Annotated in this window: 23 protein-coding genes; 13 read left to right on the plus strand and 10 right to left on the minus strand. The window is 62.6% G+C overall.

From position 1 onward, the window contains the following. Positions 1–275: 275 nt before the first annotated feature. From AC5I49_RS25700 to AC5I49_RS25725, 6 genes are all read left to right on the plus strand, one after another. Positions 276–743 carry a hypothetical protein gene (locus AC5I49_RS25700; RefSeq protein WP_495790092.1) on the plus strand — a complete coding sequence of 156 codons (468 nt, stop codon included), beginning with the start codon at positions 276–278 and terminating at the stop codon, positions 741–743. 77 nt (positions 744–820) lie between these two features. Then, the gene (locus tag AC5I49_RS25705) at positions 821–982 is read left to right on the plus strand and encodes a hypothetical protein (RefSeq protein ID WP_183021430.1); all 162 of its coding nucleotides are present in this window, start codon (positions 821–823) and stop codon (positions 980–982) included. Between the two features lie 101 nt (positions 983–1083). Next, positions 1084–1743: a hypothetical protein gene (locus AC5I49_RS25710; protein ID WP_212645872.1), complete on the plus strand. Its 660-nt coding sequence runs from the start codon at positions 1084–1086 to the stop codon at positions 1741–1743. Between the two features lie 488 nt (positions 1744–2231). Then, positions 2232–2591 carry a hypothetical protein gene (locus AC5I49_RS25715; protein WP_212645873.1) on the plus strand — a complete coding sequence of 120 codons (360 nt, stop codon included), beginning with the start codon at positions 2232–2234 and terminating at the stop codon, positions 2589–2591. Positions 2592–2709: 118 nt separating this feature from the next. Beyond that, the gene (locus tag AC5I49_RS25720; protein ID WP_212645874.1) at positions 2710–3027 is read left to right on the plus strand and encodes a DUF7716 domain-containing protein; all 318 of its coding nucleotides are present in this window, start codon (positions 2710–2712) and stop codon (positions 3025–3027) included. Positions 3028–3334: 307 nt separating this feature from the next. Next, positions 3335–4048, plus strand: a complete 714-nt coding sequence (locus tag AC5I49_RS25725) for a PA4824 family protein (RefSeq protein ID WP_495790093.1) — start codon at positions 3335–3337, stop codon at positions 4046–4048. Positions 4049–4164: 116 nt separating this feature from the next. Here AC5I49_RS25725 and AC5I49_RS25730 read toward each other — a convergent pair whose 3' ends face one another. The 3 genes from AC5I49_RS25730 to AC5I49_RS25740 all read right to left on the minus strand — a co-directional run bounded on the left by AC5I49_RS25730 (position 4165) and on the right by AC5I49_RS25740 (position 8025). Further along, positions 4165–4893: a DUF4198 domain-containing protein gene (locus tag AC5I49_RS25730; protein ID WP_046239311.1), complete on the minus strand. Its 729-nt coding sequence runs from the start codon at positions 4891–4893 to the stop codon at positions 4165–4167. A 194-nt stretch (positions 4894–5087) separates the two neighbouring features. After that, positions 5088–7004 (minus strand): AMP-binding protein, encoded by a 1917-nt coding sequence (locus AC5I49_RS25735; protein WP_495790094.1) that lies wholly within the window; start codon positions 7002–7004, stop codon positions 5088–5090. Between the two features lie 4 nt (positions 7005–7008). After that, a complete protein-coding gene (locus tag AC5I49_RS25740; RefSeq protein ID WP_203400959.1) occupies positions 7009–8025 on the minus strand; it encodes a Bug family tripartite tricarboxylate transporter substrate binding protein in 1017 nt (338 codons plus the stop codon). 123 nt (positions 8026–8148) lie between these two features. Between AC5I49_RS25740 and AC5I49_RS25745 the strand changes: the two genes are divergently transcribed. The 6 genes from AC5I49_RS25745 to AC5I49_RS25770 all read left to right on the plus strand — a co-directional run bounded on the left by AC5I49_RS25745 (position 8149) and on the right by AC5I49_RS25770 (position 14236). Continuing rightward, on the plus strand, positions 8149–9099 hold the full coding sequence (locus tag AC5I49_RS25745) for a LysR family transcriptional regulator (protein WP_203400958.1): 951 nt from the start codon (positions 8149–8151) through the stop codon (positions 9097–9099). Positions 9100–9154: 55 nt separating this feature from the next. Then, a complete protein-coding gene (locus tag AC5I49_RS25750) occupies positions 9155–9736 on the plus strand; it encodes a TetR/AcrR family transcriptional regulator (protein WP_016453354.1) in 582 nt (193 codons plus the stop codon). Positions 9737–9851: 115 nt separating this feature from the next. After that, positions 9852–10952: an alkene reductase gene (locus AC5I49_RS25755; protein ID WP_392450688.1), complete on the plus strand. Its 1101-nt coding sequence runs from the start codon at positions 9852–9854 to the stop codon at positions 10950–10952. A gap of 218 nt (positions 10953–11170) precedes the next feature. Next, entirely contained in the window at positions 11171–11803 is a 633-nt protein-coding gene (locus AC5I49_RS25760) for a Rossmann-fold NAD(P)-binding domain-containing protein (protein WP_034367090.1), read from the plus strand. A 47-nt stretch (positions 11804–11850) separates the two neighbouring features. After that, positions 11851–12420, plus strand: coding sequence for a flavin reductase family protein (locus AC5I49_RS25765; RefSeq protein ID WP_495790095.1), 570 nt, complete (start codon positions 11851–11853; stop codon positions 12418–12420). Between the two features lie 319 nt (positions 12421–12739). Beyond that, a complete protein-coding gene (locus AC5I49_RS25770) occupies positions 12740–14236 on the plus strand; it encodes a hypothetical protein (protein WP_495790096.1) in 1497 nt (498 codons plus the stop codon). A gap of 72 nt (positions 14237–14308) precedes the next feature. Here the strand turns inward: AC5I49_RS25770 and AC5I49_RS25775 are convergent, their stop codons facing one another. Both AC5I49_RS25775 and AC5I49_RS25780 read right to left on the minus strand, forming a co-directional pair. Next, on the minus strand, positions 14309–15430 hold the full coding sequence (locus AC5I49_RS25775) for a helix-turn-helix transcriptional regulator (RefSeq protein WP_495790097.1): 1122 nt from the start codon (positions 15428–15430) through the stop codon (positions 14309–14311). Between the two features lie 4 nt (positions 15431–15434). After that, complete coding sequence (locus tag AC5I49_RS25780; RefSeq protein ID WP_495790098.1) at positions 15435–16475, minus strand: helix-turn-helix transcriptional regulator; 1041 nt, start codon at positions 16473–16475, stop codon at positions 15435–15437. A gap of 217 nt (positions 16476–16692) precedes the next feature. On the opposite strand from AC5I49_RS25780, the gene AC5I49_RS25785 reads away from it, so the two are divergent. Next, complete coding sequence (locus AC5I49_RS25785; RefSeq protein ID WP_495790099.1) at positions 16693–17493, plus strand: SprT-like domain-containing protein; 801 nt, start codon at positions 16693–16695, stop codon at positions 17491–17493. Positions 17494–17564: 71 nt separating this feature from the next. Here AC5I49_RS25785 and AC5I49_RS25790 read toward each other — a convergent pair whose 3' ends face one another. The 5 genes from AC5I49_RS25790 to AC5I49_RS25810 form a co-directional block, all read right to left on the minus strand. Further along, on the minus strand, positions 17565–18002 hold the full coding sequence (locus tag AC5I49_RS25790; protein WP_016447025.1) for an OsmC family protein: 438 nt from the start codon (positions 18000–18002) through the stop codon (positions 17565–17567). A 158-nt stretch (positions 18003–18160) separates the two neighbouring features. After that, on the minus strand, positions 18161–19564 hold the full coding sequence (locus AC5I49_RS25795) for an MFS transporter (RefSeq protein ID WP_175403274.1): 1404 nt from the start codon (positions 19562–19564) through the stop codon (positions 18161–18163). 120 nt (positions 19565–19684) lie between these two features. Continuing rightward, positions 19685–20983 carry a hypothetical protein gene (locus tag AC5I49_RS25800; RefSeq protein ID WP_312841410.1) on the minus strand — a complete coding sequence of 433 codons (1299 nt, stop codon included), beginning with the start codon at positions 20981–20983 and terminating at the stop codon, positions 19685–19687. Further along, entirely contained in the window at positions 20980–23397 is a 2418-nt protein-coding gene (locus tag AC5I49_RS25805; protein WP_495790100.1) for a hypothetical protein, read from the minus strand. Before AC5I49_RS25805 ends, AC5I49_RS25800 begins: the two co-directional genes overlap by 4 nt. A 77-nt stretch (positions 23398–23474) precedes the next feature. After that, the gene (locus AC5I49_RS25810; protein ID WP_046239082.1) at positions 23475–24713 is read right to left on the minus strand and encodes an alpha-xenorhabdolysin family binary toxin subunit A; all 1239 of its coding nucleotides are present in this window, start codon (positions 24711–24713) and stop codon (positions 23475–23477) included. Positions 24714–24882 lie beyond the last annotated feature (169 nt).

Genomic DNA, 24882 nt, shown 5'->3' on the forward strand with positions numbered 1-24882 from the left:
AGCGAGCATAACTGCTCTGCGGGGGTCTGTGACGAAGTGGTGTTAGCCACTCTAAAGGCGCTGTAGCGGAGAAAGCAGATGACCAAGGGGGTGGAAAAGATAGAGTCAATCCCACGAATCACAAGGATTTCGGTAAAAAATCGACGATGCTTTTGATGAGTACATGCAATCGTTTTCAAGAGTTAAATAGTCTTGATTTTGATAAATACGTGGAAGACATGGTTCTATCTCATAGAGCCGTCAAACCAAAACTAACATCAACATAAGCAATCACAATGAACATCGAAAAATTGCTATCGCTCTTGGGCCATACTTCTACAAGCGATAGTTTTAAGTATTTTCTTCTAGAAAATGGCATAAATAAATTACCAAAAGGAGATTTCACAACAAGAATAAAAACCAAAGACAAATTGATTTCCATGGAATTTGATCCCACGGATTCATACAAGGAGAAATATCTTTCTCAACCCATTGGGGATGGCGGGTTCACTTTTGAATCCATCGACATCAACAAAGGCTTCCAAGAAGAAATACCATTCAAGCTCGACTTCACAATGGATAAGAGCCAAGTCGAAGAAAAATTGGGTAAATCGGTCAGCAAAAATAAGGAAGACCTTGTCCAAATATATCAAAAAGAAACCTATATAGTTATTCTATTCTATAAAAATAAATGGAAAGGCATAGAAACAATAAGAATAAGGAAGATGAACAAATTTGACGAAAACAATCTCAGCCTCAAATAGGCCCTCCTGTTCCAAGGGATGAAAACTCTTGAAGAACAATAATCACCATATATTGCATGAGCTGGATCTAACAGAAGATGAGCACGCCTTTTAAATTGGAAGACATTCAGTATTTTGGAGAAACCGAAGCAAAATTCGCCGACCAAGAGTTTGGCTTATTTATACTGGAATCAATTTCATCCATCGGCAGAAAATTCTCTGAGGCAGATGAACGCGAATTGGATGCGCCGGTCCAATGAAGGCGCAGGAAATTTTGGCGACCTATACCTGACGTTCTGGTCGCTGAACGAACTGGAGCAACTCAACAAAGTGATATTAGCCACTTACAAGGAATATTTGAATGAATAAAAAATATTACATCATGGCCATCAACGAGGAATTTGGATGTCCTGCTGGATTTTATCATTCCGTACTTGCTAAAGATTTTGAAGAGGTAAAAGCGGACTATGGTTATAACCCCTGGTATGCTGGCCCCAAAAGATACGGAGGAACACTACCATTGCTTCCTGAGAAACTTATTTTGATGGAGAAAAATGAATATAACTATGATGTTCGCAAGGGTGCAGATTACTTTTATGTCATAAGTGCTGGATTCGCAAGATGTCTTCCAGAAATCAAACATAATTTTTCCGAAATCAAGCGTGTTGATTGCGTCGATAGCAAAGGTATTGCTAGAAATACCAGGGATGTTTTTATTGCAATACCAAAGAAGTTCAAAGCCGAAAACTGCTTGGATATTACAAAGAGCAAACAAATATCCCCAAGAGGCGTTGAATATGAAAGCCTCCATTTCAAGGAGGACTTGGATTTTGACATTTTCGACATTGTGAATATCTCGTCCAGTCAGGCAAGTCTAATTTGTTCAGAGAAGGCAAAAAAGATATTCGAAGATCATGGCATACGATGTGTGAAATACATACCCATAAGTGATATAAACGCAAGCATGCAATCGCATATGAGTGAGCTATACAAACCCGTTGGATTTTATGATCCGGTATGAAAATTCAATTTTCGCTGGCTATTTGATTAAAGTAGAGTATCGATATGAGCATTGGCTCGTCTAAAATTTCTTTTGAAAATATGCACAGGATTTGAAGAAACCAACACCCCATAGAAAGAATAGAATCACCACCTTTCGACGAAAGAAGAAGCAAACTCATTGAGCTATGCGGCACATTAATTACTTCGATTGTCTTGTTGAGTATTTTTCCAAGCACAAGATCAGCACCCTTCTTGATCCTCAAGAAATCATGGATCTTTCCGAGTCCATATATGAAGATTTTATGCTGTGTGCAGAAGCAAGACTGCCAGTGCAGGATTCACATTCTTATTTTGAAAAAATGCTCAGCGTATATCATCGATAAGGCCATCCCTGTGCCTGGACTGGTGGTAATAACTGGAGAAGTGGAGATTTTGTTGTCTATGCGAAATAACTATCGACATCAATGACGTTCTGCTATTTGAAGTGTTGTCACGGAATCTATGTCAATGGTCAAAGATATTCCAAATGCAAAAATACAGATCATGGATCTATTGAAGATCATCTGCAATCATCAAATTACCCAAAACAAGCAAATTTTGGACGAAGATAACTCATTCGAAATTTCACGTGTCTTAGAAAACTACATTTCCAACCCAAAGCACAAGAGGCAGAGGTACACGATGCCTCCAGAATCAAGTGTGGCAGAAATGGAAACACGGGAAGGATTGGGGCCATTTGACAAGCTTTCAGACATTGATCTCTGGATTGATGGAGAGCCATCTGATTTAACTGTTGTATTCAGAATAAAAACATCGGCATGCACTGGTGAATCCACTGTATTGCTTTATGACTTGAAGGTATTATAGATATTCAATCGTACAACACAGGAAAATGTGCCGCATACTTTTGCGATCGCATTATTCGAAATTTAATTTTCATGAGCAAGATGACAGCGCCCCTCATTAATCAACTCATTATTCATCCATGAAAAATCTCATCAATCTCAAGAAAGTCATTGAGGAAATTTCCATTAATGAAGGATGGCTCTACGCAAAGACTGATATCGATATAGAAGATGATGCCAAGGTATTTTTCTATAGCGCGGATTTAAATCAGAGTCCCCAGGATGAATTACAAGTTAGAGAATTATTTTTCAGGGCAGGATTTTCCCCCTATCTTTCAAAAGAAGATGTGGAGGATATAATCGAAAATCTGGAACAGCAAGTGGAATCCCCCACCATCGTTGACTATATAAATGCGATACGGTTTTATAAAAAGCATGATGCATTTATCGTTATGTAAAAATGAGCAAAAAACCCCACGGAATGACAAGTGATGGCAGCAAGAGGAAGCGCAGCGCTTTCTGGCTGCCACGGGCTATCGCCTGCCTTGGGACCATGAGTGGAAGTACGTTGCGAAGGCGGGCACGGAGCGGCTGTATGTATGCGGGGACGTGGTTCCCCAGCGCGATCCGTCCGGGGATGTGTGCCTGACCCAGTTTGGCGATGGACAGGGCCATATGGGCCAATCCGTGCACAGCCGTTGTTGTGGCGCTCCTGGCACAGCAATGTTCTGGTGGCGTCATTTTTCGGCTTTAGGATGGCGGGCCATGCGCAATTCCCACTCCCTTTGGACGGCGGCAGCCCTGGGCCTGGCAGCCTGTCTCGGCACCAGCCCGGCCCATGCAGCCCGGCCCATGATCACGGATGATGCCCGCATCGTCGATGCCAAGTCCTGCCAGCTGGAAAGCTGGGTCAAGTCCAGGAAGGACAGCACGGAGTTCTGGGCGCAGCCGGCCTGCAATTTCACGGGCAATCTGGAGCTGACGCTGGGCGCGGCACGCACGCGAGAGGACGGCAGCAGCCGGACCACGGATGTGGTGATCCAGGGCAAGACCCTGTTCAAGGAACTGCAGCCCAATGGCTGGGGCTGGGGCCTGGCCGTGGGCAATGCGCGGCATCCGAATGACGAGGGCCAGGGCCGGGGGGATCTGTACGCCTATGTGCCCGTCACGTTCTCGCTGCGCGATGACCGGCTGTTCTTCCACACCAACGTGGGCTGGCTGCGCACGGCGCAGGCGCATCGCAACCTCATGACCTGGGGCCTGGCCACCGAGGCCCAATTGAGCCAGAGCACCTGGCTGATTGCCGAGACATTCGGCCAGAACCAGGGCAAGCCGTTCTACCAGATGGGCCTGCGCTACTGGCTGGTGCCTGGACATGTGCAGATCGATGCCACCTACGGCAATCGCGCGGGAAGCAGCACGCAGGAGCGGTGGTTTTCCATCGGCCTGCGGCTGCTGTCGTCACCGTTCCTGCCCTGAGCCCTGCCTGGTGGCTGGCGTCGCGCCCGTATGCCTGCAGGCCCGGACGCCATGGAAACCGGTGCCCCGCACCGGCCGGTGCGGACCGTGCAGGACCGCAGTGCCTGCCGCAGTGCCTATTTGTTGGGCTTGGCTGCAGGGCCGGCCGGGATGGCGGCGACGCCATCAGGCTTGACGTAGGTGACCGAGGTCACATAGTGCACGCCGTCGTATTTTTCTGCACCGTTCGGGCCGGTGCGCTCGCCGCCGCTGCGCTCGTCGTGCGTGGCTTCGGCCACGTAGGTGCCCTTCCAGGGCATGTCGAACTGCACCAGGCCCTGCTCGTCGGCATGGGCTTCCTTGCTCCAGCCCGATTGCACGGTCAGCACCACCTTGGCCTTGGGCAGGGGCTGGCCCTTGTAGATAACCTTGAATTCGCCGGCCTTGCCCGAGGGCACCACATCCAGCGTCAGGCGCGGGGCCTGGGCGGCAAAGCCGGTGATCAGGCGCGCGGCCGGGTGGTACCAGTTGCGCAGTTCCTGCTCGCCCTTCTTGCTGGTGTACAGCGGGTAGCCGGCATCCTCGGCCACGATGCTGTCGCCCTGGCCGGCCTTGAAGGGCAGCGCAAAGCCGGTGCCGGTCTTTCGGCCATCGGCCGCCTTCTCGCCCTGGGCAGACACCAGGGTGGCCACGGGCTTGCCGAACTTGTCGAGCAGGCCCGGCGATGTCTCGCGCAGGTTGTCGCCGAATTCGCCAAAGCGGATCACGGCGGTTTCGCCGGCCGGCTGTTCCAGCCAGATCTGGTGGGCCTGGCTGGCGCCGCTGGCGGCCAGGAGTGCGGAGACAAGAATCCAGTGTTTCTTCATTGCAGCTTCCTCAAAGGACAAAAAAACAGCCATCGGCGCCACAACGGGCCGACGGCATGAACGTGCTTGGGCAGTGGGGTGCGGCCGCATGGCGCCGCATTGGTTATTGAATACGAATGGTTTGCATTCTATGTGCATTGCACACCGCCCCGGCGCAGTTCACCAGGTGGCTGCAATGGGGTTCGGCCCAGCGCTCAGGCGGCATCCTCGATGCGCACCGGCTCGCCCGTGAAGGCCAGCGCCTCGGCGGCCTGCTCCCAAGGGCTCCGGTCAGCCGCCCGGGCCGGGCGCAGCACAAAGCCCTCGCCTTCCGCATGCGTGGTGCTGGCCGCGGGCGGCAGCGGCAGGCCCATGCGCTCATGCGCCTGGGCCACCAGGGTGCGGGCGTAGATTTCCGCAGCCATGCTGCGCAGGCGCGGCTTGTAGACCTTGCCCACGTTGGTGGTGGGGAGCGCATCGATGATGCGCACATAGCGCGGGCGCGCAGGCGCTTCGTCCACGCCGGCTGCGGCAAAGGCCAGCAGTTCGGTCTCATCGGCCTGGGCGCCGGGGTGGAGCGCGACAAAGGCCACAGGCACCTCGCCCGCATAGGCATCGGGTGCGCCCACGGCGGCGCAGGCCTTGACGGCGGGATGGCGCTCCAGCGCCTGCTCTATCACCTGCGGATCGATGTTGTGGCCGCTGCGGATGATGACGTCCTTGGAACGCCCGCGCAGCCGCAGCAGGCCATCGTCGCCGACCGAGCCCAGGTCGCCCGTGATCAGCCAGCCGTCGTCGGTGAGGTAGCTGGACGGCTCAATGCCGCCCAGGTATCCGGAAAACAGGTTGGGCGACTGGAACACCACCATGCCGGTTTCGCCAGGCGCGGCTTCCTGGTCCGATGGCCTGCCGTCCGGCCCCATGCGGCGCACGGCCAGGCGCGCAAACGGCAGGCGCAGGCCCACATGGCCCGCTGCCGCGTGCAGGCCAGGCGGCGTGATGGTGGAGATGCCCGTCATCTCGGTCATGCCCAGGCTCTCGTGCACATGGAAGCCGCTGTGCGCCTTGAAGCGCGCCGCCACCTCGGGCGACAGCGGCGCGGCGCCCGTGCGGAAGTAGCGGATGGAGGACACATCGGCCCCCTGCAGCGGCACCTCCACCAGCGCGGCCAGCACCGTGGGCACGGCCGACATCACCGTGGGCTTCCACTGTGCCGCCATGCGCCAGAAGCCGGCAATCACGGCCTTGTTGCGAAACAGACCGGTGGTCGGAATGATGACGTGGGCCCCGGCCGAGAAGCAGGCCAGCGAGCCCGGCAGCACGCCCGCCACATGGAACAGCGGGTAGCCGTTGATGGTGCGGTCGGCCGTGTTCAGGCCCTGCATCTGCACGCTGGCCCAGGCGGTGTAGACCTGGGCGCCATGCGTTTGCACGGCGATCTTGGGCGCACCCGTGGTGCCCCCGGTATGAAAGTAGGCCGCCACGTCGCCGGCCTGGGGCTGGCGCCCGCTCACCAGCCGGTCGGAGGGCTGGGCGGCCAGGGCGGCGTTCAGATCGCTGGCGGGCCAGCGCTGTCCATCCCCCTGGGGAACCCGGCCTTCATGCGAGACCCAGAGCACATGCGCCAGATCCGCATCCAGCGCCGTGGCTTTCTCGCGGATGCCGGCATCGTCCTCGTCCGCCCAGGCGATCAGAAAGCGCGCGCCCGTGGTCCGCATCAGGGCAGAGATCTTCTCGGCACTCAACAGCGGATTGATGGGCTGCACGATGCCCGCCGCCTCGCCGCCCCACAGCGCAAAGTGGTACTCCATGCAGCCGGGCAGCAGGATGGCCACCGTGTCGCTGGCGCCCATGCCCAGCGCATGCAGGGCGTTGGCCGTCTGGTGGATCTTGCCCAGCAGTTCGGCATAGCTCAGGTGCCGGGCATCATCCACGCTGCCGGCCTGGGGCAGAAAGCTCAGCGCCCTGCCCTGGCCGTGCTCACGCGCGGAGTTGCAAAACAGGTCGTAGACCGTTTGCGCCGTGATCAGCCCGGCCATGGGCTGGCTTTCGATGGCCTCCACATCGGCCAGGGAACGCACGGCCCGCAGGGGCCGGAACATGGATTGCGCAGGAATAGGACTCATGGCCATGGGCTCACTCCGCGCCCAGGCCGTTGGTGCGCACCACCTCGCCCCAGCGCGTGTAGTCGCTGCGGATCAGGCCCTCGGTGTCCTGGGGGTTGAGGTAGGCGGCCGTCACGCCGATCTTCTCGAAGCGGTCGCGCACCTCGTCGGTGGCCAGCAGCTGGCGCGAGGTGGCGCTGAGTTTGTCGATGATGGCGCGCGGTGTGTCCCTGGGTGCCACCAGGCCGCCCCAGGACGATGCCTCATAGCCGCCAAAGCCCTGCTCGGCCATGGTCTGCACGCCGTCCAGCGCCTTCACGCGCTGCGTCGTTCCCACGGCCAGTGCCCTCAGCCGCCCGCTGCGGATATGGGGCAGCGCAGACACCATGTCCGCATAGATCACCGGCACCACGCCGCCCAGCGTGTCGTTCATGGCGGGCGCGCTGCCCTTGTAGGCCACGTGCTGCATGGTGTGCAGCCTGGCGGATTTCATCAGCTCCATGCTCAGGTGGCCCGAGCTGCCCGCGCCGGAGCTGGTGTAGTCCAGCGTGGCGGGCTGCGCCTTGGCGTACTGGAACAGCGATTTGAGGTCCGTCACCTTGGGCAAGGACTGCGCATTGACCGCAATCACATTGGGCAAGTCATAGATCTTGGTGACCGGGGCGAAATCCGTGGCCGGGTGGAACTTGACGTTCTTGAAGAAATGCGGCGCCATGATGGTGGGCGTGACCATCATCATCAGCGTATAGCCGTCAGGCGCTGCCGTGCGGAACTGGCCCGCCGCCACCGCGCCCGATGCGCCGGGCTTGTTCTCTATCACCACGGGCTGGCCCAGCTGGCGCGCCAGCGCCTCGGCGTAGACGCGCGCCGCGCCATCGGTGGGCCCGCCCGGCGGGAAGGGAACGACCAGGCGAATCGGCCTGTCGGGCCAGGCGCCGGTATCGGTATTGGCCTGCGCCGCGCCGCACAGCGATGCGAACGCAGCCACGCCGATGGCGCCCAGCGCCATGCCCTTGGCCAACGCCTGTCTTTTTGTGATGCCTGCCATCTTGTCTCCTTGAATGTTTATGTGTTCTGGCTGGCCCATTCTGCCCAGCGCACCCTCTTTGACAATGGCGGCGGCGGTTGACATCATGTCAAACAATATTGACACCCCCTTGGACTGCAGCGCATGGATCTCCTGGCATTCAACATCCTTGTCCAGATCATCGAGCACGGAAACCTGAGCCAGGCGGCAAAGTTCTTGAACATGTCACGGGCCAACGTGAGCTACCACCTGGCCCGGCTGGAGAAGTCCCTGGGCGCGTCGCTGCTGCGCAGAACGCCCCAGGGCGTGGAGGCCACCGAGGTCGGCCAGCGCATCTACCGCCATGCGCGCAACATCCTCAACGAGACCGAGCTGGTGCGCGAACTGGCCCAAAGCAGCACGGACGACATCTCGGGAAAGATCGGGCTGAGCGTGCCCACCGGCTACGGCCACCTGGTCATGGCGCCGTGGCTGATCGAGTTCAAGCGCGCCCATCCGCAGGTGGTGCTGGACATCCGCCTGGAGAACTTCATCGACAACCTGCTCAAGGACAGCGTGGACATCGCCATCCGCGTCATGTCCGATCCGCCGCCCATGCTGGTGGCGCGCGACATGGGGCCGGTGCGCTACAGCCTGTGCGCCTCCAGCGACTGGCTGCGCAGCCACCGCCTGCCGGAGACCCCGTCCGAGCTGTCGCGTACGCCGCTCATCACATCGGGCGGCGAAAGCGGCAAGGTGCGCCTGCAGATTGCGCGGAACGGCCAGCCGCTGGAGGAGCTGGACATCACGCCCACGCTGATGTCGCGCAGCTACCCTTTCCTGTGCGACTGCATCACCTCCGGCCTGGGCGTGGGGCTGGTGCCCGACTACATGGTGCGCCGCCAGGTGGAAGATGGCCGCGTCGTGCTGGCCATGCAGGACTACGAATTCAGCATCAACCAGGGCCGCATGTTCATGCTGTACATGCCCAACCGCTTCCAGTCCGGCGCCGCCCGGGCCTTGATCGACTTTCTGAGCGACAGGATGGGCCTTGCGCGCATCATCCGGCCGGGTGACTTGCCCGACACGGCGCAGGCCTTGCGACCGCTGGAATGACGCTGGAACAAAGTTTGTAGACGACTGGTCGGTTTTTGCGTTAGACTTCGATCCCATGAAGAAACCCGCACAGGAAACACGCCAGCACATCCTTGATGTGGCCAAGGCGTTGATGACCCAGAAAGGCTATACGGCCGTCGGCCTGGCCGAAGTCGTCGCGGCCGCGGGCGTGCCCAAGGGCTCCTTCTACTACTACTTCAAGTCCAAGGAAGAGTTCGGCCAGGCCCTGCTGCAGGAGTACTTCGACGAGTACCTGGCCAAGATCGATGCGCTCATGGAGACGCCCGACCCGGCCATCTCCCGGCTGATGACCTACTTCCGCCATTGGACACGGAAACAATGCTCGGCCCATGCAGGAGGCCAGTGCCTGGTGGTCAAGCTGGGTCCCGAGGTCTGCGACCTGTCCGACGACATGCGCTCGGTGCTGCGCACCGGCACCGACGCCATCATCACCCGCCTGACCGACTGCGTGCGCGCAGGCCAGGCCGACGGCTCCATCACCTCCACCATGGATGCCCCCACGCTGGCCGAATCGCTGTACCAGCTGTGGCTGGGTGCCTCCCTGCTGTCCAAGCTGGGCCGGCATGAGGAGCCCTTTGCCGCAGCCCTTGTTTCCACGAAGCGGCTGCTGGGCTGAGCAGGCCTGGCCGCTGCTTTTTATTTGTCTTGTTTGTAGACGACTGGTCAACTTCAAACCCTTCACCTCTTACCCATCCCTCTTCCTTTTTGTTCAACCACCACCACTGCACACCATGACCGACCACAGCCTTCACACCGATCTGTTCTCTCCCACCCAACTGGGCGGCCTGTCGCTCGCCAACCGCTTCGTCATGGCCCCGCTGACCCGCAGCCGCGCCGGCGACGACGGCGTGCCCACCGAACTGCACGCCACCTACTACGCCCAGCGTGCCAGCGCAGGCCTGTTGATCAGCGAAGCCGTCAACATCTCGGCCCAGGGCCGCGGCTACAACCTGACCCCCGGCATCTGGACCGAGGAGCAGGTCGCCGGCTGGAAGAAGGTCACCGACGCCGTACATGCGGCCGGCGGCAAGATCGTGGCCCAGCTGTGGCACGTGGGCCGCTACTCGCACGTGGACCTGCAGCCCGGTGGCGTGGCCCCTGTCGCCCCCTCTGCCATCAAGGCCGAAGGCGTCACCTTCACGCCCAACGGCGTGGCCGAGGTGTCCATGCCCCGCGCCCTGGAAACCAGCGAAATCCCCGGCATCGTCGAGCAATACCGCCATGCGGCCGAATGCGCCAAGCGTGCAGGCTTTGACGGCGTGGAAGTGCACTCGGCCAACGGCTACCTGCTCGACCAGTTCCTGCGCGACTCCACCAACCACCGCACCGACGCCTATGGCGGCAGCATCGAAAACCGCGCCCGCCTGACGCTGGAAGTCACCGACACCGTGGCCAAGGTCTGGGGCGCCGACCGCGTGGGCATCCGCCTGTCGCCCGTCACGCCCAACGCCGGCAACACGCCGCTGGACAGCGACGTGATGGCCCTCTACAGCTACCTCATCCCCCAGCTCAACCGCTTCGGCCTGGCCTACCTGCACGTCGTGGAAGGCGCCACCGGCGGCTCGCGCGAACTGCCGCCCGGCGTGGACCTGGACGCGCTGCGCAAGCTCTTTGACGGCGCCTACATGGGCAACAACGGCTATGACCTGGAACTGGCCATGGACCGCCGCGCCAAGGGCTTGGTCGATACCGTGGCCATCGGCCGCCCCTTCATCGCCAACCCCGATCTGGTGGCCCGCCTGCGCCACGGCAAGGAGCTGGCCGTGGCCCCGCACGAGGCCTACTACGGCGGCGGCGCCCAGGGCTACATCGACTGGCCTGCATTGGCGTAACTCCCCCTGAGCGGCTTACGCCGCTTCCCCCGTTGCACGGCGCCCTCTCTCGCTTCGCGGGAGGGGGCGTCCGGGCAGCCGGCGACACCCTCGGTACGGGGCGGCGCGGCCGGCGTAGGCCCTTCCTCGGTGTCCCTTGCCTTGGGCTGCACCAGTTTTATGCGCCACGCCATCTACGGCACACTGGCTGATCCGTGTCCCCATCGAAAGACCAAGCCATGCAACTGCTGATCGTAGGCGCCACGGGGCTGGTGGGCAGCCAGGTGCTGCAACAGGCCCTGGCCGACAGCCGCATCACCCGTGTCGTGGCCCCGGTACGCCGGGCGCTGCCGGCGCATCCCAGGCTGCTCGCCCCCATCGTCGATTTCGAGCACCTGCCCGAAGGCGCCGACTGGTGGCGGGCCGATGCCCTGGTCTGCACCCTGGGCACCACCATCAAGACAGCCGGCAGCCAGCCGGCTTTTCGGCGCGTGGACCATGACTACCCGCTGCTGGCCGCCCGCCTGGCCCATCGGCACGGCACGCCCACCTATGTGCTGAACTCGGCCATGGGCGCCGACGCCGGCTCGCGCATCTTCTACAACCGCGTCAAGGGCGAGCTGGAGCGCGACCTGCAAAGCCAAGGCTTCGCATCGCTCACCTTCGTGCGCCCCGGCCTGATCAGCGGCCCGCGCACCGAGCACCGGGCGGGCGAGCGCTTCATGGTCAGCCTTCTTGGCGCCCTGGGCCCGCTGCTGCCCCGGCGCTGGCGGCTCAACCCCGCACACCGCATCGCCCATGCCTTGATAGAGGCAGCTGTCAACGCCAGGCCCGGTGTCCATATCGTGGGTTCCGAGGCGCTGGCCGAATGAGCCCGGCGCCTGCACGCGCAAAAACAGAACCCTTCAGGAACCCTTGCATGAACCCGCATATCGCCCCGGTCGATCTCGCCAAGTCCTACCGACTGATCAACCACGGCCCCACCGTCCTGGTCTCGGCACGCCACGGCGGCGTGGACAACGTCATGGCCGCAGCCTGGTGCTGCGCGCTGGACTTTGCGCCCCCGAAGCTCACCGTGGTGCTGGACAAGGCCACGGCCACGCGCGCCTTGGTCGAGCACAGCGGCATGTTCGTGATCCAGGTGCCCACGGCCGCCCAGTTGCAGCTCACGCACCAAGTCGGCACGCTCAGCCTGTCCACCGATGCCGGCAAGCTCGCCACCAGCGGCGTTCAGCTGTTCGGCATGGACGGGTTCGACCTGCCCTTCGTGGACGGCTGCGCCGGCTGGCTGGCCTGCAGGCTGATCCCCGAGCCCCACAACCAGCAGGCCTACGACCTGTTCATCGCCGAAATCGTCGGCGCTTGGTCCGACACCCGCGTGTTCAGCGGCGGCCACTGGCACTTCGAGGACGCCGACCCCGCGCTGCGCAGCCTGCACTACGTGGCGGGTGGGCAGTTCTATGCGATTGGAGAGGGGCTGAAGATTTAAAGGGTTCATTCTGTCTATCCTGCGCCCTTTGCCAGAAAACTGGGCGCTGCCCGATCACCTCCTGCCTGCGATTTTTGAATCCACTGCATTTGCAGCCCTCTGTAATTTGTGCATGTACACATGGTGGACAAACAGTGCCGTTTGCCCTGCATCTGGCCTTCAAAAGGCATTACGGCAGATGGGTGGGGGACTGAGGCCATCCCGCAAATGCGGTATGGCCTGATGCAACACGACTGGGAAGACTTCTGCCTAGGCGGACGAGGGAGGCCATCGGATCCATCCGCCGCCCATTCCCAATCGTTTGAAAGGCAGATACCCAATGACCAAGCAGACCCCCAAATTGCGCCCCACCCTCATCGCCGGTGCCGTGCTCGCGCTTACGGCTTGCGGAGGTGGCGGTGGCGGTGGCGGAGACAACGAAGTGACGCCACCGGTTGCACCACCAACACAAACGACCCAGGAGTTGGTGCAGAAGTACATGGATGCCAGACAGGCTCTGACCGCCACCCAGTTGCCCGCCAAAGGCACCGAGCGCTTTGCGCACCTCGACGACTGCTACCTGGGCAACGGCAGCAGCAAGGAGCGTCTGATCACCCATTGGGATGAAAACCAGACCCACGTCCAGACCTCCAATGCCTACCAGATTGGGCGGAGCTTCGAAAATCTGCAAATCCTGGCAGAGCGCAAAGCCACCAATGCCGACGGATCCGCACGGCATGAGGTGGATATCAGCTACGACGAAAAATTCACGGACGGGACCAGCACAAGGGACCAGCGCGAAACGCTGATCGCAGGAAGCAGCAGCGGCACCTGCGCCACTCCCCGCAATGCAGCCGAGATGCGCAGCCTGGGCAATCAGCGCGTGGTAAGCGTGGGACTGGTGTCGCGCAACCGCGCCAATGTGGTACGCCAGCTGTCCGACGGCGAACCGTCCGCCAGTCCGTTCCACTTGCGGCGCGAGGTGCAGTTTGGCATTTCCGATCCCGCTCGGCTGGCAACTTACGCCATTGTCAGTTGGCCGTCGGCGCAGGCAGGCGGCGCGCGCAACTCGCTCAAGCTGCTGTCGCCACGCATCATGCGCGATGCACCCGAAATGCAAGGCGTGCGGGGCAACGCCAGCTATGCGGACACCAACAACTTCCGGCAGTGTCGATCGAACGCCAGCAACGACGTGGCCAACGCCGGCACGGCAGATTGCACCAACGCGCAACTGGGTGTGGCCAACGACTCTTGGGGCTCCACCGTGCGCAGCGGGTTCGATGCTGCCGCCATGGCAGACGGTGACAACCGTTTCGCAGCGCTGGGCCTGGCAGCGGGAACCGAGGTGCGCTTCGACATCCATGCCGACGATGGCTGGAAAGCCGTCAACGGACAGCAAGGCAAAACACCCATCGCCACCTATCAGGTCACGCTGAAGAGCGGGTCTTATCCGTTTGCGCAGATACCTGTCAATGCCTATCCCCAGTTCAACACCATCTCGCCCTCAGAGGGCGAGATCGTGGCCGGCTTCAAGGCCGGCGGCGGCAGCGCGCAGGTTGTCTGGTCGGCTGCGCAACCGCCAGCGGGCAGCATGCCCATGGCACTTTCAGTACTCAGTTCCTACCGGCAGGGCGCTGCGGCGGGGTCTGCCTCCGGCCTGCCCACGGTACGCACTCCCAACCTGACCGTGCCTGTTCCCAAAGGAGCCACCTCGGCCACCATACCTTTTGGAGGCAAGCCGGACGGTGCATCGGCCACGAACTATGCCGAGTTCCTCCTCATCTACGCCGACCGCAACGGCAGGGAGATGTACTACAACCTGCAATACACCCCCTGAAGCAAGGGCTGCGTGACCAGCGCCCAATCCATCGCCCAGCCCGCAAGGCGCTGCGCGATGGGCAGGGACTGTTCACACCATTCCCCACCCCTGCAGCAGTTGCACCAATTCCACCTGCCGATGGCAGCCCGTCTTGCGCATCAGGTTCTTCATGTGGGTGCGCGCCGTATGCCAACTGCATCCTTCCATCAAGGCATAGTCCTTCACGGTCTTTCCGCCTGCCAGAAGCAACAGAAGGCGGGTCTCGCTGGGTGACAGGCCCAGCATCTCGCCCACCAGGCCTTGATTCTGCAAAACCATGGAGCCGGGCAACGTCAGAAAGATCAGGGCCAGGGGCTGTTGCCACGGCGCGGCAAACACATGGTTGGCCGCCAGAGGCAACGCAGTCAGCCTGAGCAGGGACTGGCTGGACCGGCTGCCTTGGAGCACCAAGGCAGCCGCCTTTGCGGGATTGGCGCAAGCGGCGGAGACCAAGCCTTGCAAGCGTGCATGCGCCTCGCCCGATGTGCATCGCAGCCCGCCGTGCACACATTGCAACGTGCCGAATGTTGCGAGCAGGCGCTCTGCCGCCGGATTGGAATGCTGCAGCCGGCACCGAGCATCCACGACGAGCAGTGCCTGCGCCAGCGCATCCAGTGCCGCGAGTCCCCATGCTGCCTGGCCGCATAGCTGGCCCATGCGCGCGCGCAAGCGGCCGGCCCGCTCGATGTGCGGCATCAAATGCTCTAGGAATGCCTTGTCCTGTGCACCATAGACGCCGGCATCCCTGGGGCGCATGAAACTGATGAAATCACGCGCATTGCCTTCCACGCGAACGGTGGCAGCGGCGGTATGCCGCAGTCCCAGCGGAACCAGCCAATCCGTATAGACGCTGTTCTGTGACGCCTGCCTGGCACTGATGTGCTCATGGTCCAGCATGACCTGGGCCACGGGCAGCCGCTGCACGGTTGCCATCCGCAGGTCGTTGCGCGCGTGGTGTGTCTCGTACTCCTGCATCAAGCCGTGATGCAGACCGAAGCTTTCCAGATTGCTTGCGCTTTGCGGAACGGCTGCCTCGTCAGCATTCAGCGTGAAATAGTGAAAGACGCCCGCCTGCAATTGCGCGCACATTCCCGCGAGCGCCTCGCTCCAGGCCTGGGGAGCGAGCACCCCCTCATACAGCTGACCGGCGATGGCATCGATGCGTTGTTGCACGGACTCACCTCGGCTGCAGGGATTGCAGCAGCCCCACCAATTCCACCTGCCGGTGGCAACCTGTCTTGCGCATCAGGTTCTTCATGTGGGTGCGCGCCGTATGCCAGCTGCACCCCTCTATCCGGGCGTAGTCCTTGACGGTCCTGCCCGTGGCAAGCAGCACCGCCAGACGCGCTTCCGAGGGCGACAAACCCAGCGCTTCCTGCACGAGTCCGGGACTCGGGCCAGAAAATGGCGTACCGGCATCCGCCATTACCAGTAAAGCCATGGGCCGCTGGCGGAACGCAGCGGCATGGCTGGGCTTGAGCGGCAGGACCGTCACCATCAACCGCAACGCAGAGCCTGCCGTCAGGCACAGCGCCCCGGCCAGGCCCTGTGCATGATGGCCGCAAGCCTGGGCCACAAGACGCAGCAGTTGTGCCTGGGCCTGCCCGTCAACGCAGCGCAGCAGGCCGTGGCGCACAGACAAGGCTTCGCAAAAAGCTGCCAGCAGGCAGTCGGCCGAGGGGTTGCAGTAGTGGATGCGGCAATTTGAATCCACAAGTGCAATGCCTTGCGGCAAGTTGTCCAGGGCTGTGAATCCCAAAGCCGCCTGCCGCGCCAGTCCGCCCATGTGCATGCGCAGGCGGGCGGCACGCGCCAGATCGGGCATCCACTGCTGCATGAAGACCCGCTCCTGTACGCCATAGGTTCCACGGTCCGTGGGACGCATGAAACCCAGGAAGTCCTGCGTCCCCCCCTCGTCGCGCACCTTGACACCCAGCGTGTTGCGAAGTCCGTGGGGCGCCAGCACATCGACGTAGACCGCATTGCGCGACATCTCCCATGCGCTGAAGTGCTCATGGTCGAGCATGAACTGGCCCTGGGGCAGGCTCGCCACGACGGACATGCGCAGGTCCTCGCCAACGTAGTGGGTTTCGTATTCACGCAATTTATCGGCATCGATGCCCGCCAGGTCGTGGTTGTGCACGCTCTCGACCACCCCGCCACCAGTGCTGCCCAGCGTGAAGAAATGGAAAACGGACGCGCCCAGCGCCTGCCGCATGGCGTCCAGCGCAGACTGCCAGTCCTCAGCGGAAAGTACTCCGTCGTACAGCAGTCCCGGTATATGGCAACTGGCACCCTGTCGATCAATAAATTTCATGGAAATGAATTATTGATTCTTTATGGCTATTTTCAATCAGACAGCTCTGAATTTCGATACCGGTCTTGCCAAGTCGATTTGGGGCAATGTTCACATGGTTGTATTGCACAATCCATCAATGCCCGCCGCCCCCGTCCGCTCCGCACCCACGCGCGAAACCTATTCCGAACTGCAGCAGGCCTACGAGCACTTCAACCAGCGCCTGTTCGACGATGCCCTGCCCCACTGCCTGATCACGCTGCAGCGCGAGAAACGCACCTGCGGTTATTTCTCTGCCGCGCGCTTTGCCTCGCTGGACGGCAGCACCACCGACGAGATCGCGCTCAACCCCGCCTACTTCGCGGCGGTGCCCATCATCGAGACGCTGCAGACCCTGGTGCATGAGATGACGCACCTGTGGCAGCACCACTTCGGCAAGCCGGGCCGTGCGCGGTATCACAACGAGGAATGGGCGGACAAGCTGGAATCGCTGGGCCTCATGCCCTCGTCCACGGGCCGGCCCGGCGGGCGGCGCACGGGCGACATGATGGCCGACTACGCCGTGGCGGGCGGCCCCTTCCTGGCGGCCTGCGATGCCTTGCTGACCACGCGCTTCCAGCTGAGCTGGTACGACCGCTTCCCGGCCATCGAGCATGTGGTCACGGGCCAGTGGAGCATGGCCACGCAGCTCCAGGGCATGCGGGGCACCCAGCCGCCCATGTCATCCGTGCCCGCCCTGGCCGAAGCCGTGCGGCCCGTGGGCACCTCGGTGGCTGTGCCGGGCTCCACCACCGGCGAGACCACCGTGCAGCCCGTCAACAAGTCCCTGCGCGTCAAGTACCGGTGCGGCGGTTGCGCGGCGCCTGTCAATGTCTGGGGCAAGCCGGGGCTGAACCTGATCTGCGGCGATTGCGGCAAAGGCTTCATGGCCCAGGATTGAGCGCCCGGCAAGCCAGAGCGCTGCACCTGCCCTGCCCCGCCCCACCTCCCGGCACAAGCGCCTGTGCGGACTCAATGCAGCAGCGTGGCCACCAGGGTCACCTCGGGCACGCCTGCCAGCGCCTTGGACAGCGGGCACTGGGACTTGGCCTCCTGGGCGATTTTCTGGAACTGCGCATCGTCGATACCGGGCACCTTGGCCTGCAGCGTGAGCGCGATGCGGTCGATCTTGAAGCCCTCGCCATCCTTGGCAAGCCGGACCTTGGCCGTGGTGTCCAGCATCTCGGTGGCGATGCCCGCCTTCTCGCAGGCAAAGGCAAAGGCCATCGTGAAACACGCCGCATGCGCGGCGCCCACGATCTCCTCGGGATTCGTTCCCTTGCGGTCATCCCCGAAGCGGCTGCCGAACCCGTAGGGATGGTCCTTGAGCGCGCCGGTCTCCGTGCTGATGCGGCCCTGGCCGGTCTTGCCTGCACCTTCCCAATGGACGGAAGCGGTTTTCTCGGACATGTGTTTCTCCTGTGCGTTGGTTGGACAAGCCGCCATCACAGCACATGCGCCACAGGGCAAGGCGTGGTCCCGGGGCGCGCCAGCCCCTGCGCGCACGTCCTACAGAGCCAGGCTTAAACACTCATCCAGCGATCTTTGTGATGGCAAAGCCGGCCTCCTCATCCCACAAACACCTGCCGCGTATCCGTTCGCCCCACGATCACCGCCGCCAGCACCGCCGCCCCCGCCGCAACCCCAAAATTCGCCAGATAGGCCGCCTGGGCCGAAGTCTCCAGCAAGGCCGCGAACAGCGATCCGCCAATGGCCAGGGTGGCCGCCACGGCAATGGCCTCGCACAGCTGCAGGGCCGAGCTGTTGGCGCCCTGCTCGCCGGGCGCGGACATGGACAGCGTGAGCACCGACAGGCTTGCCGAGAGCAGGCCCATGCCCAGCCCCGACACGATCCAGCCCACCACCGCCACCCACACGGGCACGGCCGGCCAGGCCACCGATGCCGTCAGCAGCACGCCCGCCAGCACCGCGCTGGTGCCCACACGCAGGAAGCGGTGGCGGCTCCAGCCGTTGCGGCTGTGTCCCTGGTACCAGGAGGCGGAACACCAGCCCAGCGCACCCGCGCTCAGCACCAGCCCCGCCATGGGCGCTGACAGCCCGTGCTCGCGCGCCAGCACCAGCGGCAGGAACGCCTCGGCCCCGAAGAACGCTGCAAACACCAGCCCGCGCAAAGCGATCACGCTGGGCAGCCCGCGCCCGGCGCGCAGCGTGCCGGCCGGCAAGAGCTTCCAGGTGCAGACCAGCGACAAGGCCGCGGCCACCGCCACCGCCCCCAAGGCGCCCGCCGATTGCCTCTGCCCGCCCACATACAGAAGGCAGATGCCCGTGGCCGCGCCCAGGGCCCACAGCCCGCGCCGCACACCGCCCTGCATGCCCTGGCCATGGCCGCCCAGGCCCTGGAGCGCCGGGCGCAGCATCGCCCCGGCCGGCAAGGCCAGCAGGGGCACGCCCAGGAACACCCAGCGCCAGCCCAGGTGCTCCACCACCAGGCCGCTCAACGCCGGCCCCACCAGCGCGGGCACCACCCAGGCCGTGGCAAACGCCGCAAAAATGCGCCGCCGCAGTGCCTCGGGATACCGCCGGCCCACCAGCACATACAGCGCCACCGACATGCCACCGGCCCCCAGCCCCTGAACCAGCCGCCCCGCCAGAAACACCGGCATGGACGGCGCAAAGCCCGCCAGCAGCAACCCCGCCACAAAACACGCCATGCCAGACCACAGCGGCGCCGCCGGCCCGCGCGCGTCGCACCAGCCGCCGGCCACCGTCATGCCCACCACGCTGGTGGCCAGGGTCACGCCAAAGGCAACCGCGTACAGCGGCACCCCATCGAGCGCGCGGGCCACCGCTGGCATGGCGGTGGCCACGGCCAGGGCCTCAAAGGCAATCAAGGCCACCAGCGAGACGATGCCGATCGTCGTCAGGCGGTAGGGGGAGGACAGGATGGACCAGCTCTCGGCGGTCGTCGGCCGGACCTGATCGTCCAGCGTGAGGGAATCTTGATGGGGCATGGATGCTTCTTGGTTGCAGGGTCTGCGCCGGCCATGGCGCAGTGCCATGGCGACGAGAAGCCTGGAGCATGCAACCTCAAGTGCGGTTGAGATCAAGGGGGTCCTGCCCCCAAGCGCCTCTTACCGATCAATCACACGCCAATACTGGCCAGAGGAGCGGCTGGTGGCCGGCAGCATGACGGCAATGCCATGGTTATTGGCCGTATCCAGCACGACGGCATCCGACAGGAAGCGGTTGTAGAGATGGAACTGACCCGGCAGGTCACTGGGCGCACAGCGCCATTGCTGGCCGCTGAAGCGTGGCGAGTCTCCCGCCGACGCCGTCATCTTCAGTTCAAGATGCGGTTTCCCGGCCACGCTGGTGACATCGAGCGCCATGGTGCCCGGTCCGAACGCCGCATTCTGGACCAGCCAGTAGCCCTTGCCGGTGCGCAGGAACCTCCATCTGTCGGCGCCCAGAATCATGGCCGGGACGGAAATCTGCCATGGCTTGACGTTGTACAGCCCGGGGGGCGACACAAGGCCCGTGCCCTGCAGCAGCGCTACCGCGTTGCGCCTTTCACTCCAATACAGGTTTTGCAGCCCGACCCATTGGCGGTCCTTGAGCATGGGGCATTGGTCGTACAGGTAGTCGCCCGTCTCGTAGCGCCGAAAATCCGCATCGCTGAGCCGCTGGGCCGAGAGCGCGTGCGCCTCGGCGGAGATCCGTGCCAGTTCCCGCATGGCGGCCGTCATGGCGATCAAGGGCGCAGACGAACCACGCACCGGCCTCACCGGCAAGATGCGGCGAGCATTTGCCAGGTCGGAGGCCACGGCCCGCCAGCGCAATGCCAGGGTGCTGAATTCCGTTGCCATCGCCTGCGGCGCAGGCCCAAGGCGGACCACCGCGTTTGCCGGTGGCGGCTGCCTGGCATGGTGCGCGGCGGCCACGCGAAGCAGCGTGGCATGACTTTCCAGCTGCGCCACGACGGGTGCAGCCGCCGCAATGGCCGTATCCATCTCCGTCTCGACGGCTGCGACACCCGCATTCCATCGGGCCTCGTCCAGCGGTGCGTCGGGGGCCAGCGAAACGGCATCCAGCTGGTCGCACAGCTGCTGCAAACGCCCCACGGCCTGCCCCAGCTTTTGCACCGTATCGGCCAGCCCGTCGATACGGGCACGCAGCGTGCCCCAAGCGGCCGATGCCGCCTTCAGCGCAGGGAACGACTGCATGCTCTCCAGATTCCTTACCAGCGTCATGCGGCCGCTGGCATCGTCCAGATCAAGCCCGGTCAGGAACGAGAACTCGGCGATATCGGTCCATACCTGCCGTGCGACTGGCTCACGCGCGGGCTCGGCTTCGACGCGGCAGCTCGCTGCCATGGCGCCACCGCAGCACAGCGCCGTGGCAGCGGCGGGCAGCCACAGAAGCCGGCTCATCTGGCTGCAGTGCCGGCCATCAGCAGGCGCAGGGCCCGAGGCGCTGCCGGCATCTGTCGGGGCTCCAGCACTTCGATCAGCCACGTCGTGAACGGCGTCGGGCAGACGTCTCCCAGATGCTGCGAGAACTCGATCTGGTCGCCGGCGTAGGTGAAGTTGATCTTCAGGGGCGAGCAGAAAAGCCTCTCGTCCCCGTTGCCCGTGCTGTCGTGAAAGTCGCTGCCGGTCACCATGTCGATATTGATGCGCTGGGCCGAGGCATCGGCAAACTCCAGCCAGGCCTGCACCGACGAAAGGCGGATGCGGTGGTAGCTGGCCAGTGCCGGATGGCTGGTGGCAATGGACAGGCTGATGGGCTGCCCATGCGCCAGCTGCTGCAGCAGCGCGGCGTCAGTGACCCGCAATTCCCGCCGCAGATCCCCTTGGGTCCTCGCATTGGCCGCCTGCGCGCTGGCGTGGTCTGCCAGCAGGGTGGCGTGTGCATCTGCCATGGCAGCGGCCGTGCCCGGCATCGAAAGACGGTGGCCAGGCTGCTTGCCGGTTTCGTAGGCCTGTGCGGCACGGACCCCGAAGCAGTCCACAAAGAAACCGCGGCGCGCACTTTCTGCCCTGAGGGTGATTTCCCCCTGCAGCCGCGCGCTGCGCTCCAGCTCTGTCAACGCCTGCTGCTCCAGCGCCTGCAGGCGCTTGCGCTTGCCGATCACCGCAACGTATTCCAGCTTGAGCGTGGCAAGCTCACGGGCAATGGCATTCTTGGATGCGCTTTGCTCAGCCAGCAGGCGGCCATAGACGGCCACTTTCTGCACCTGTGTCTTGAGGGTGTTGGCGGTGTTGCGCACGGCCGCCTCGGTGCCTTCCGTGGCAAGCACCAGATCCAGCCGGTTGACGGCATCGTTTTCCAGCACCGTCCAGGCGGCCTTGGCTTCATTGGCATCCGGCATGAGCGCAAGTGCACGCATGGTGTCGCCCAGCTCCCGGGAAATCCCCTCCACATCCAGCCCGCCCAGTGGCCCACGGATCACCGGCAGCACCGCATTCAATGCGCCCTTGGCGGGATCCACCAGATTCTTGAGCGTGCTGGAGTTGTGCCTGGCCCATTGCAGTGGAATGGCAAACGACTGGCCCAGAGCCTTCAGCGCCTTGAGCGGGCCGTCTATGCTGCCGCCAAGCGTCTTGGCCTGCCCGTACAAGTCCTTCAGGCCGAACACGCCTTTCTGACCGGTCTCGGTCAGCGCCTTCGGGTCGGGCGGCACGCCCACGCACAGGGCCGCCACGCTGCCCGCGACCGCAATGACGCCAAAGGCGATTTCCAGGCTCATCTTCACGGTGCGCACGATCTGGGCAACGTCGCTCTCCAGCTTGAGCCGCATGGCGGCAAGTTCCGCTTCAAGCTCCTCCTGGCGCACCGTGCGTGCGGCGCGGTCAAGGGCATCGATCTGCTGAATCAGCCGCTGCTCCAGCTCGGTGCAACGTGGCTCCAGCGTCTTGAGGTCCAAGGTATCCCGGTCGGCAAACGCCTGCGCGACGCTGCCCACGGCACCTGCCAGCTCGCCGCTGGCGCGCAGGCTGCGCAGGTGGGCCTCCATGGCTGCCATCACCTCCTGCCGGGCCTTGGCCAGCGACAGATAGCTGCCGGCGCTCAGATCAGGAATCGGCCTGGCCAGCCCGTCAACGCCCATGACCGGCAGCAGACGCTGCAGCGAACCCGCCGCCTGGATCAACTCGCCAAACCCGGACTCGACCCCTGACCAGCGCGTGATCCAGCCCAGCGCCTCATGGCACAACGCCAGTTCGGCCGCGCTGTGGTCGCTATGGCCGGGCCTGCCCGCCATGCCGGCGCTCAGGGCAAACAGCGCGGCCAGCACCCTGTGCATCGGCTCGCCATGCTCCAGCAGGCCGGGCGGCACGGGGGTGTGCTTCACCACAGCCCGGTTGTCCTGCCACAGGAAATTGCTGAACTGCGGCCGCGCCACCGTGTCCCAGGCCCCCTCCAGCGCACAAGGGGTGTCGCGCGTGGGGCCGCCGTACAGCGTGAACCGGCCCTCCACGGTTTCCACGAAAATGCGCACCCTGCTGAGCTCGTTGTCCGCGTCATGCAGCATCCTCAGAACCGTCGTACCTTCGGAAACAATGCGGCGGGCAACCACCGTCAGCCGCCGCACCGAACCGTCAAGCCGCCTGTCGAACCCCTCGGGCACCACCACGGTATCGGCATGGATGTCCAGCGCCTGCAGGCCGGCCGCGTCGGCCTCGTCCAGCAACACCTTCAGGTCCACCACCAGATCGGCCACGGTGCCGAAGGGATTGAAGCTGCCGTCCGGCGCGCGGCCACCGCTGCAGACCAGCGGCCCTGGCGGCACCAGGCCCTCGGCACGGTAGCGATCGATCAGGGTTCGCAATTCAATGGGAGTCATTGCTGAAGTCATGGCGGGTGGTTCCAGGTAAGGCACTGCACCTGTGCAGCGGTGGGACAAAGGCCGGAGCAGACCGCTCAGGCTGCCTTCTTGCTGGCAAGTTCCACCAGTTGGTCCACGCTCTGCGCCTTCTTCGGCGTGCCGCCAAAACGGCGGAAATGGTCTGCCTGTCCGGCGACACGCGCCCAGCCCTTCTTGGCCGTGCCCAGCACCACCGTCAGGCTGAACCAGTTTTCCCCTTGCAGGGACTTGCGGCCGGTGGTGCTCAAGACCTTGTGTATGTTGCCCAGATCGGCAGAAATCGCGCGCCATGCCTCGCCCAGCGTCTTGAGCTTGGGACCCAGGTCTTCGATGCTCTTGCTGATGCTGTCGAAGCGATCATTGCTTCGGTTGTAGTAGCCGATGAAGCGCTCGTTCGTAGCCATCGTGGCCTGGATGGTTCTCACCTCATCCACCTTCTCGGCAATCTTCCTGCGCGTGACCGCAAGGTCCGCACCCACACCGATATCCACCCCCGCCAGAATCAGCGGACCGAAAAGCGGAATGGCCAGATAGGCCGGAGACGTGGACAGCACGATGACTTCATCCTTTTCCTTGCGGCGCAGGGCCTTCAAGTCGTTCTCCAGCTTCTCCACGGCGGCCTTCAGCTTCTGGTTGGCAGCACCCTCGGCGCCCAGAGTGGTCGTGAACTTCTGCTTTTGTCCATTGAACGCGGTCTTGCAGGCATTCAGGCGCACCAGTATTCCGTTGCCGTTGTCAAGAATGGAGTTCTGCAGCGCGAAGGCACGCACCGATCGCGCATTGGCGTCTTCAATCAACTGCTCCAGCGCGCTGCTGAAATTGCGCTTGATCTGCTCCGAACGCCCGCTGGGCGTATCGCTTTCCCAAACCTTGACCAGGGCCTTCCATTTCGCTTCCACCGCCGGCTCCGCCGATGGGGTGGGCGCCCCCTCCAGATCAAAACGGTCCACCAGCTCGATCAACCGCTCATAGGTGGTTGCCGCCACATCGTTGTACTGAACGATATCGTCGGCCAGCGTCAGCATCTTGTCCTGCACATCGGCCTTGAACTTCTGGCCGACACCCTTGAGCGTGACGAACAGCTCCACCGCTTCGGAAAACTCCGGCCGAAACGCATCCTGCTTCTGCATGCCCAGCATGGCGCGCATCAGCTCCGTGGTGGTCGGGTTGTCGGTGACTGCAGACTCGAAGAACGTCGTCAGCCCGATCCAGTCCTCTGAACTGAGAACGGAGATTCCCTTGTAGATATCGGCAGACGGTGTGAATGCATTCGTTGAATTTGCAGGGTCGGACATGGCGAAGGCTCCTGATGGTGAAAGGCCGGATTCGGCCTCGAATCGCTGTGCAAACAAGCGGCGGCGTTGAAGAAATGACCGCACCGCAGTCATCGCCCACCCTCCTTTTGCGCTCCAGTCAACCGGATGCTAGGTAGCCGCCATGGCCCTGTATGTCCCCCAAACAAGT

This window comes from Delftia sp. (genome assembly GCF_059499305.1).

Coding starts and splice junctions, on each gene's coding strand:
- AC5I49_RS25700 (WP_495790092.1), top strand. CDS start 276: ATGAACATCGAAAAATTGCTATCGCTCTTGGGCCATACTTCTACAAGC.
- AC5I49_RS25705 (WP_183021430.1), top strand. CDS start 821: ATGAGCACGCCTTTTAAATTGGAAGACATTCAGTATTTTGGAGAAACC.
- AC5I49_RS25710 (WP_212645872.1), top strand. CDS start 1,084: ATGAATAAAAAATATTACATCATGGCCATCAACGAGGAATTTGGATGT.
- AC5I49_RS25715 (WP_212645873.1), top strand. CDS start 2,232: ATGGTCAAAGATATTCCAAATGCAAAAATACAGATCATGGATCTATTG.
- AC5I49_RS25720 (WP_212645874.1), top strand. CDS start 2,710: ATGAAAAATCTCATCAATCTCAAGAAAGTCATTGAGGAAATTTCCATT.
- AC5I49_RS25725 (WP_495790093.1), top strand. CDS start 3,335: ATGCGCAATTCCCACTCCCTTTGGACGGCGGCAGCCCTGGGCCTGGCA.
- AC5I49_RS25730 (WP_046239311.1), bottom strand. CDS start 4,893: ATGAAGAAACACTGGATTCTTGTCTCCGCACTCCTGGCCGCCAGCGGC.
- AC5I49_RS25735 (WP_495790094.1), bottom strand. CDS start 7,004: ATGGCCATGAGTCCTATTCCTGCGCAATCCATGTTCCGGCCCCTGCGG.
- AC5I49_RS25740 (WP_203400959.1), bottom strand. CDS start 8,025: ATGGCAGGCATCACAAAAAGACAGGCGTTGGCCAAGGGCATGGCGCTG.
- AC5I49_RS25745 (WP_203400958.1), top strand. CDS start 8,149: ATGGATCTCCTGGCATTCAACATCCTTGTCCAGATCATCGAGCACGGA.
- AC5I49_RS25750 (WP_016453354.1), top strand. CDS start 9,155: ATGAAGAAACCCGCACAGGAAACACGCCAGCACATCCTTGATGTGGCC.
- AC5I49_RS25755 (WP_392450688.1), top strand. CDS start 9,852: ATGACCGACCACAGCCTTCACACCGATCTGTTCTCTCCCACCCAACTG.
- AC5I49_RS25760 (WP_034367090.1), top strand. CDS start 11,171: ATGCAACTGCTGATCGTAGGCGCCACGGGGCTGGTGGGCAGCCAGGTG.
- AC5I49_RS25765 (WP_495790095.1), top strand. CDS start 11,851: ATGAACCCGCATATCGCCCCGGTCGATCTCGCCAAGTCCTACCGACTG.
- AC5I49_RS25770 (WP_495790096.1), top strand. CDS start 12,740: ATGACCAAGCAGACCCCCAAATTGCGCCCCACCCTCATCGCCGGTGCC.
- AC5I49_RS25780 (WP_495790098.1), bottom strand. CDS start 16,475: ATGCGGCAGGCGCTGGGCGCGTCCGTTTTCCATTTCTTCACGCTGGGC.
- AC5I49_RS25785 (WP_495790099.1), top strand. CDS start 16,693: ATGCCCGCCGCCCCCGTCCGCTCCGCACCCACGCGCGAAACCTATTCC.
- AC5I49_RS25790 (WP_016447025.1), bottom strand. CDS start 18,002: ATGTCCGAGAAAACCGCTTCCGTCCATTGGGAAGGTGCAGGCAAGACC.
- AC5I49_RS25795 (WP_175403274.1), bottom strand. CDS start 19,564: ATGCCCCATCAAGATTCCCTCACGCTGGACGATCAGGTCCGGCCGACG.
- AC5I49_RS25800 (WP_312841410.1), bottom strand. CDS start 20,983: ATGAGCCGGCTTCTGTGGCTGCCCGCCGCTGCCACGGCGCTGTGCTGC.
- AC5I49_RS25805 (WP_495790100.1), bottom strand. CDS start 23,397: ATGACTCCCATTGAATTGCGAACCCTGATCGATCGCTACCGTGCCGAG.
- AC5I49_RS25810 (WP_046239082.1), bottom strand. CDS start 24,713: ATGTCCGACCCTGCAAATTCAACGAATGCATTCACACCGTCTGCCGAT.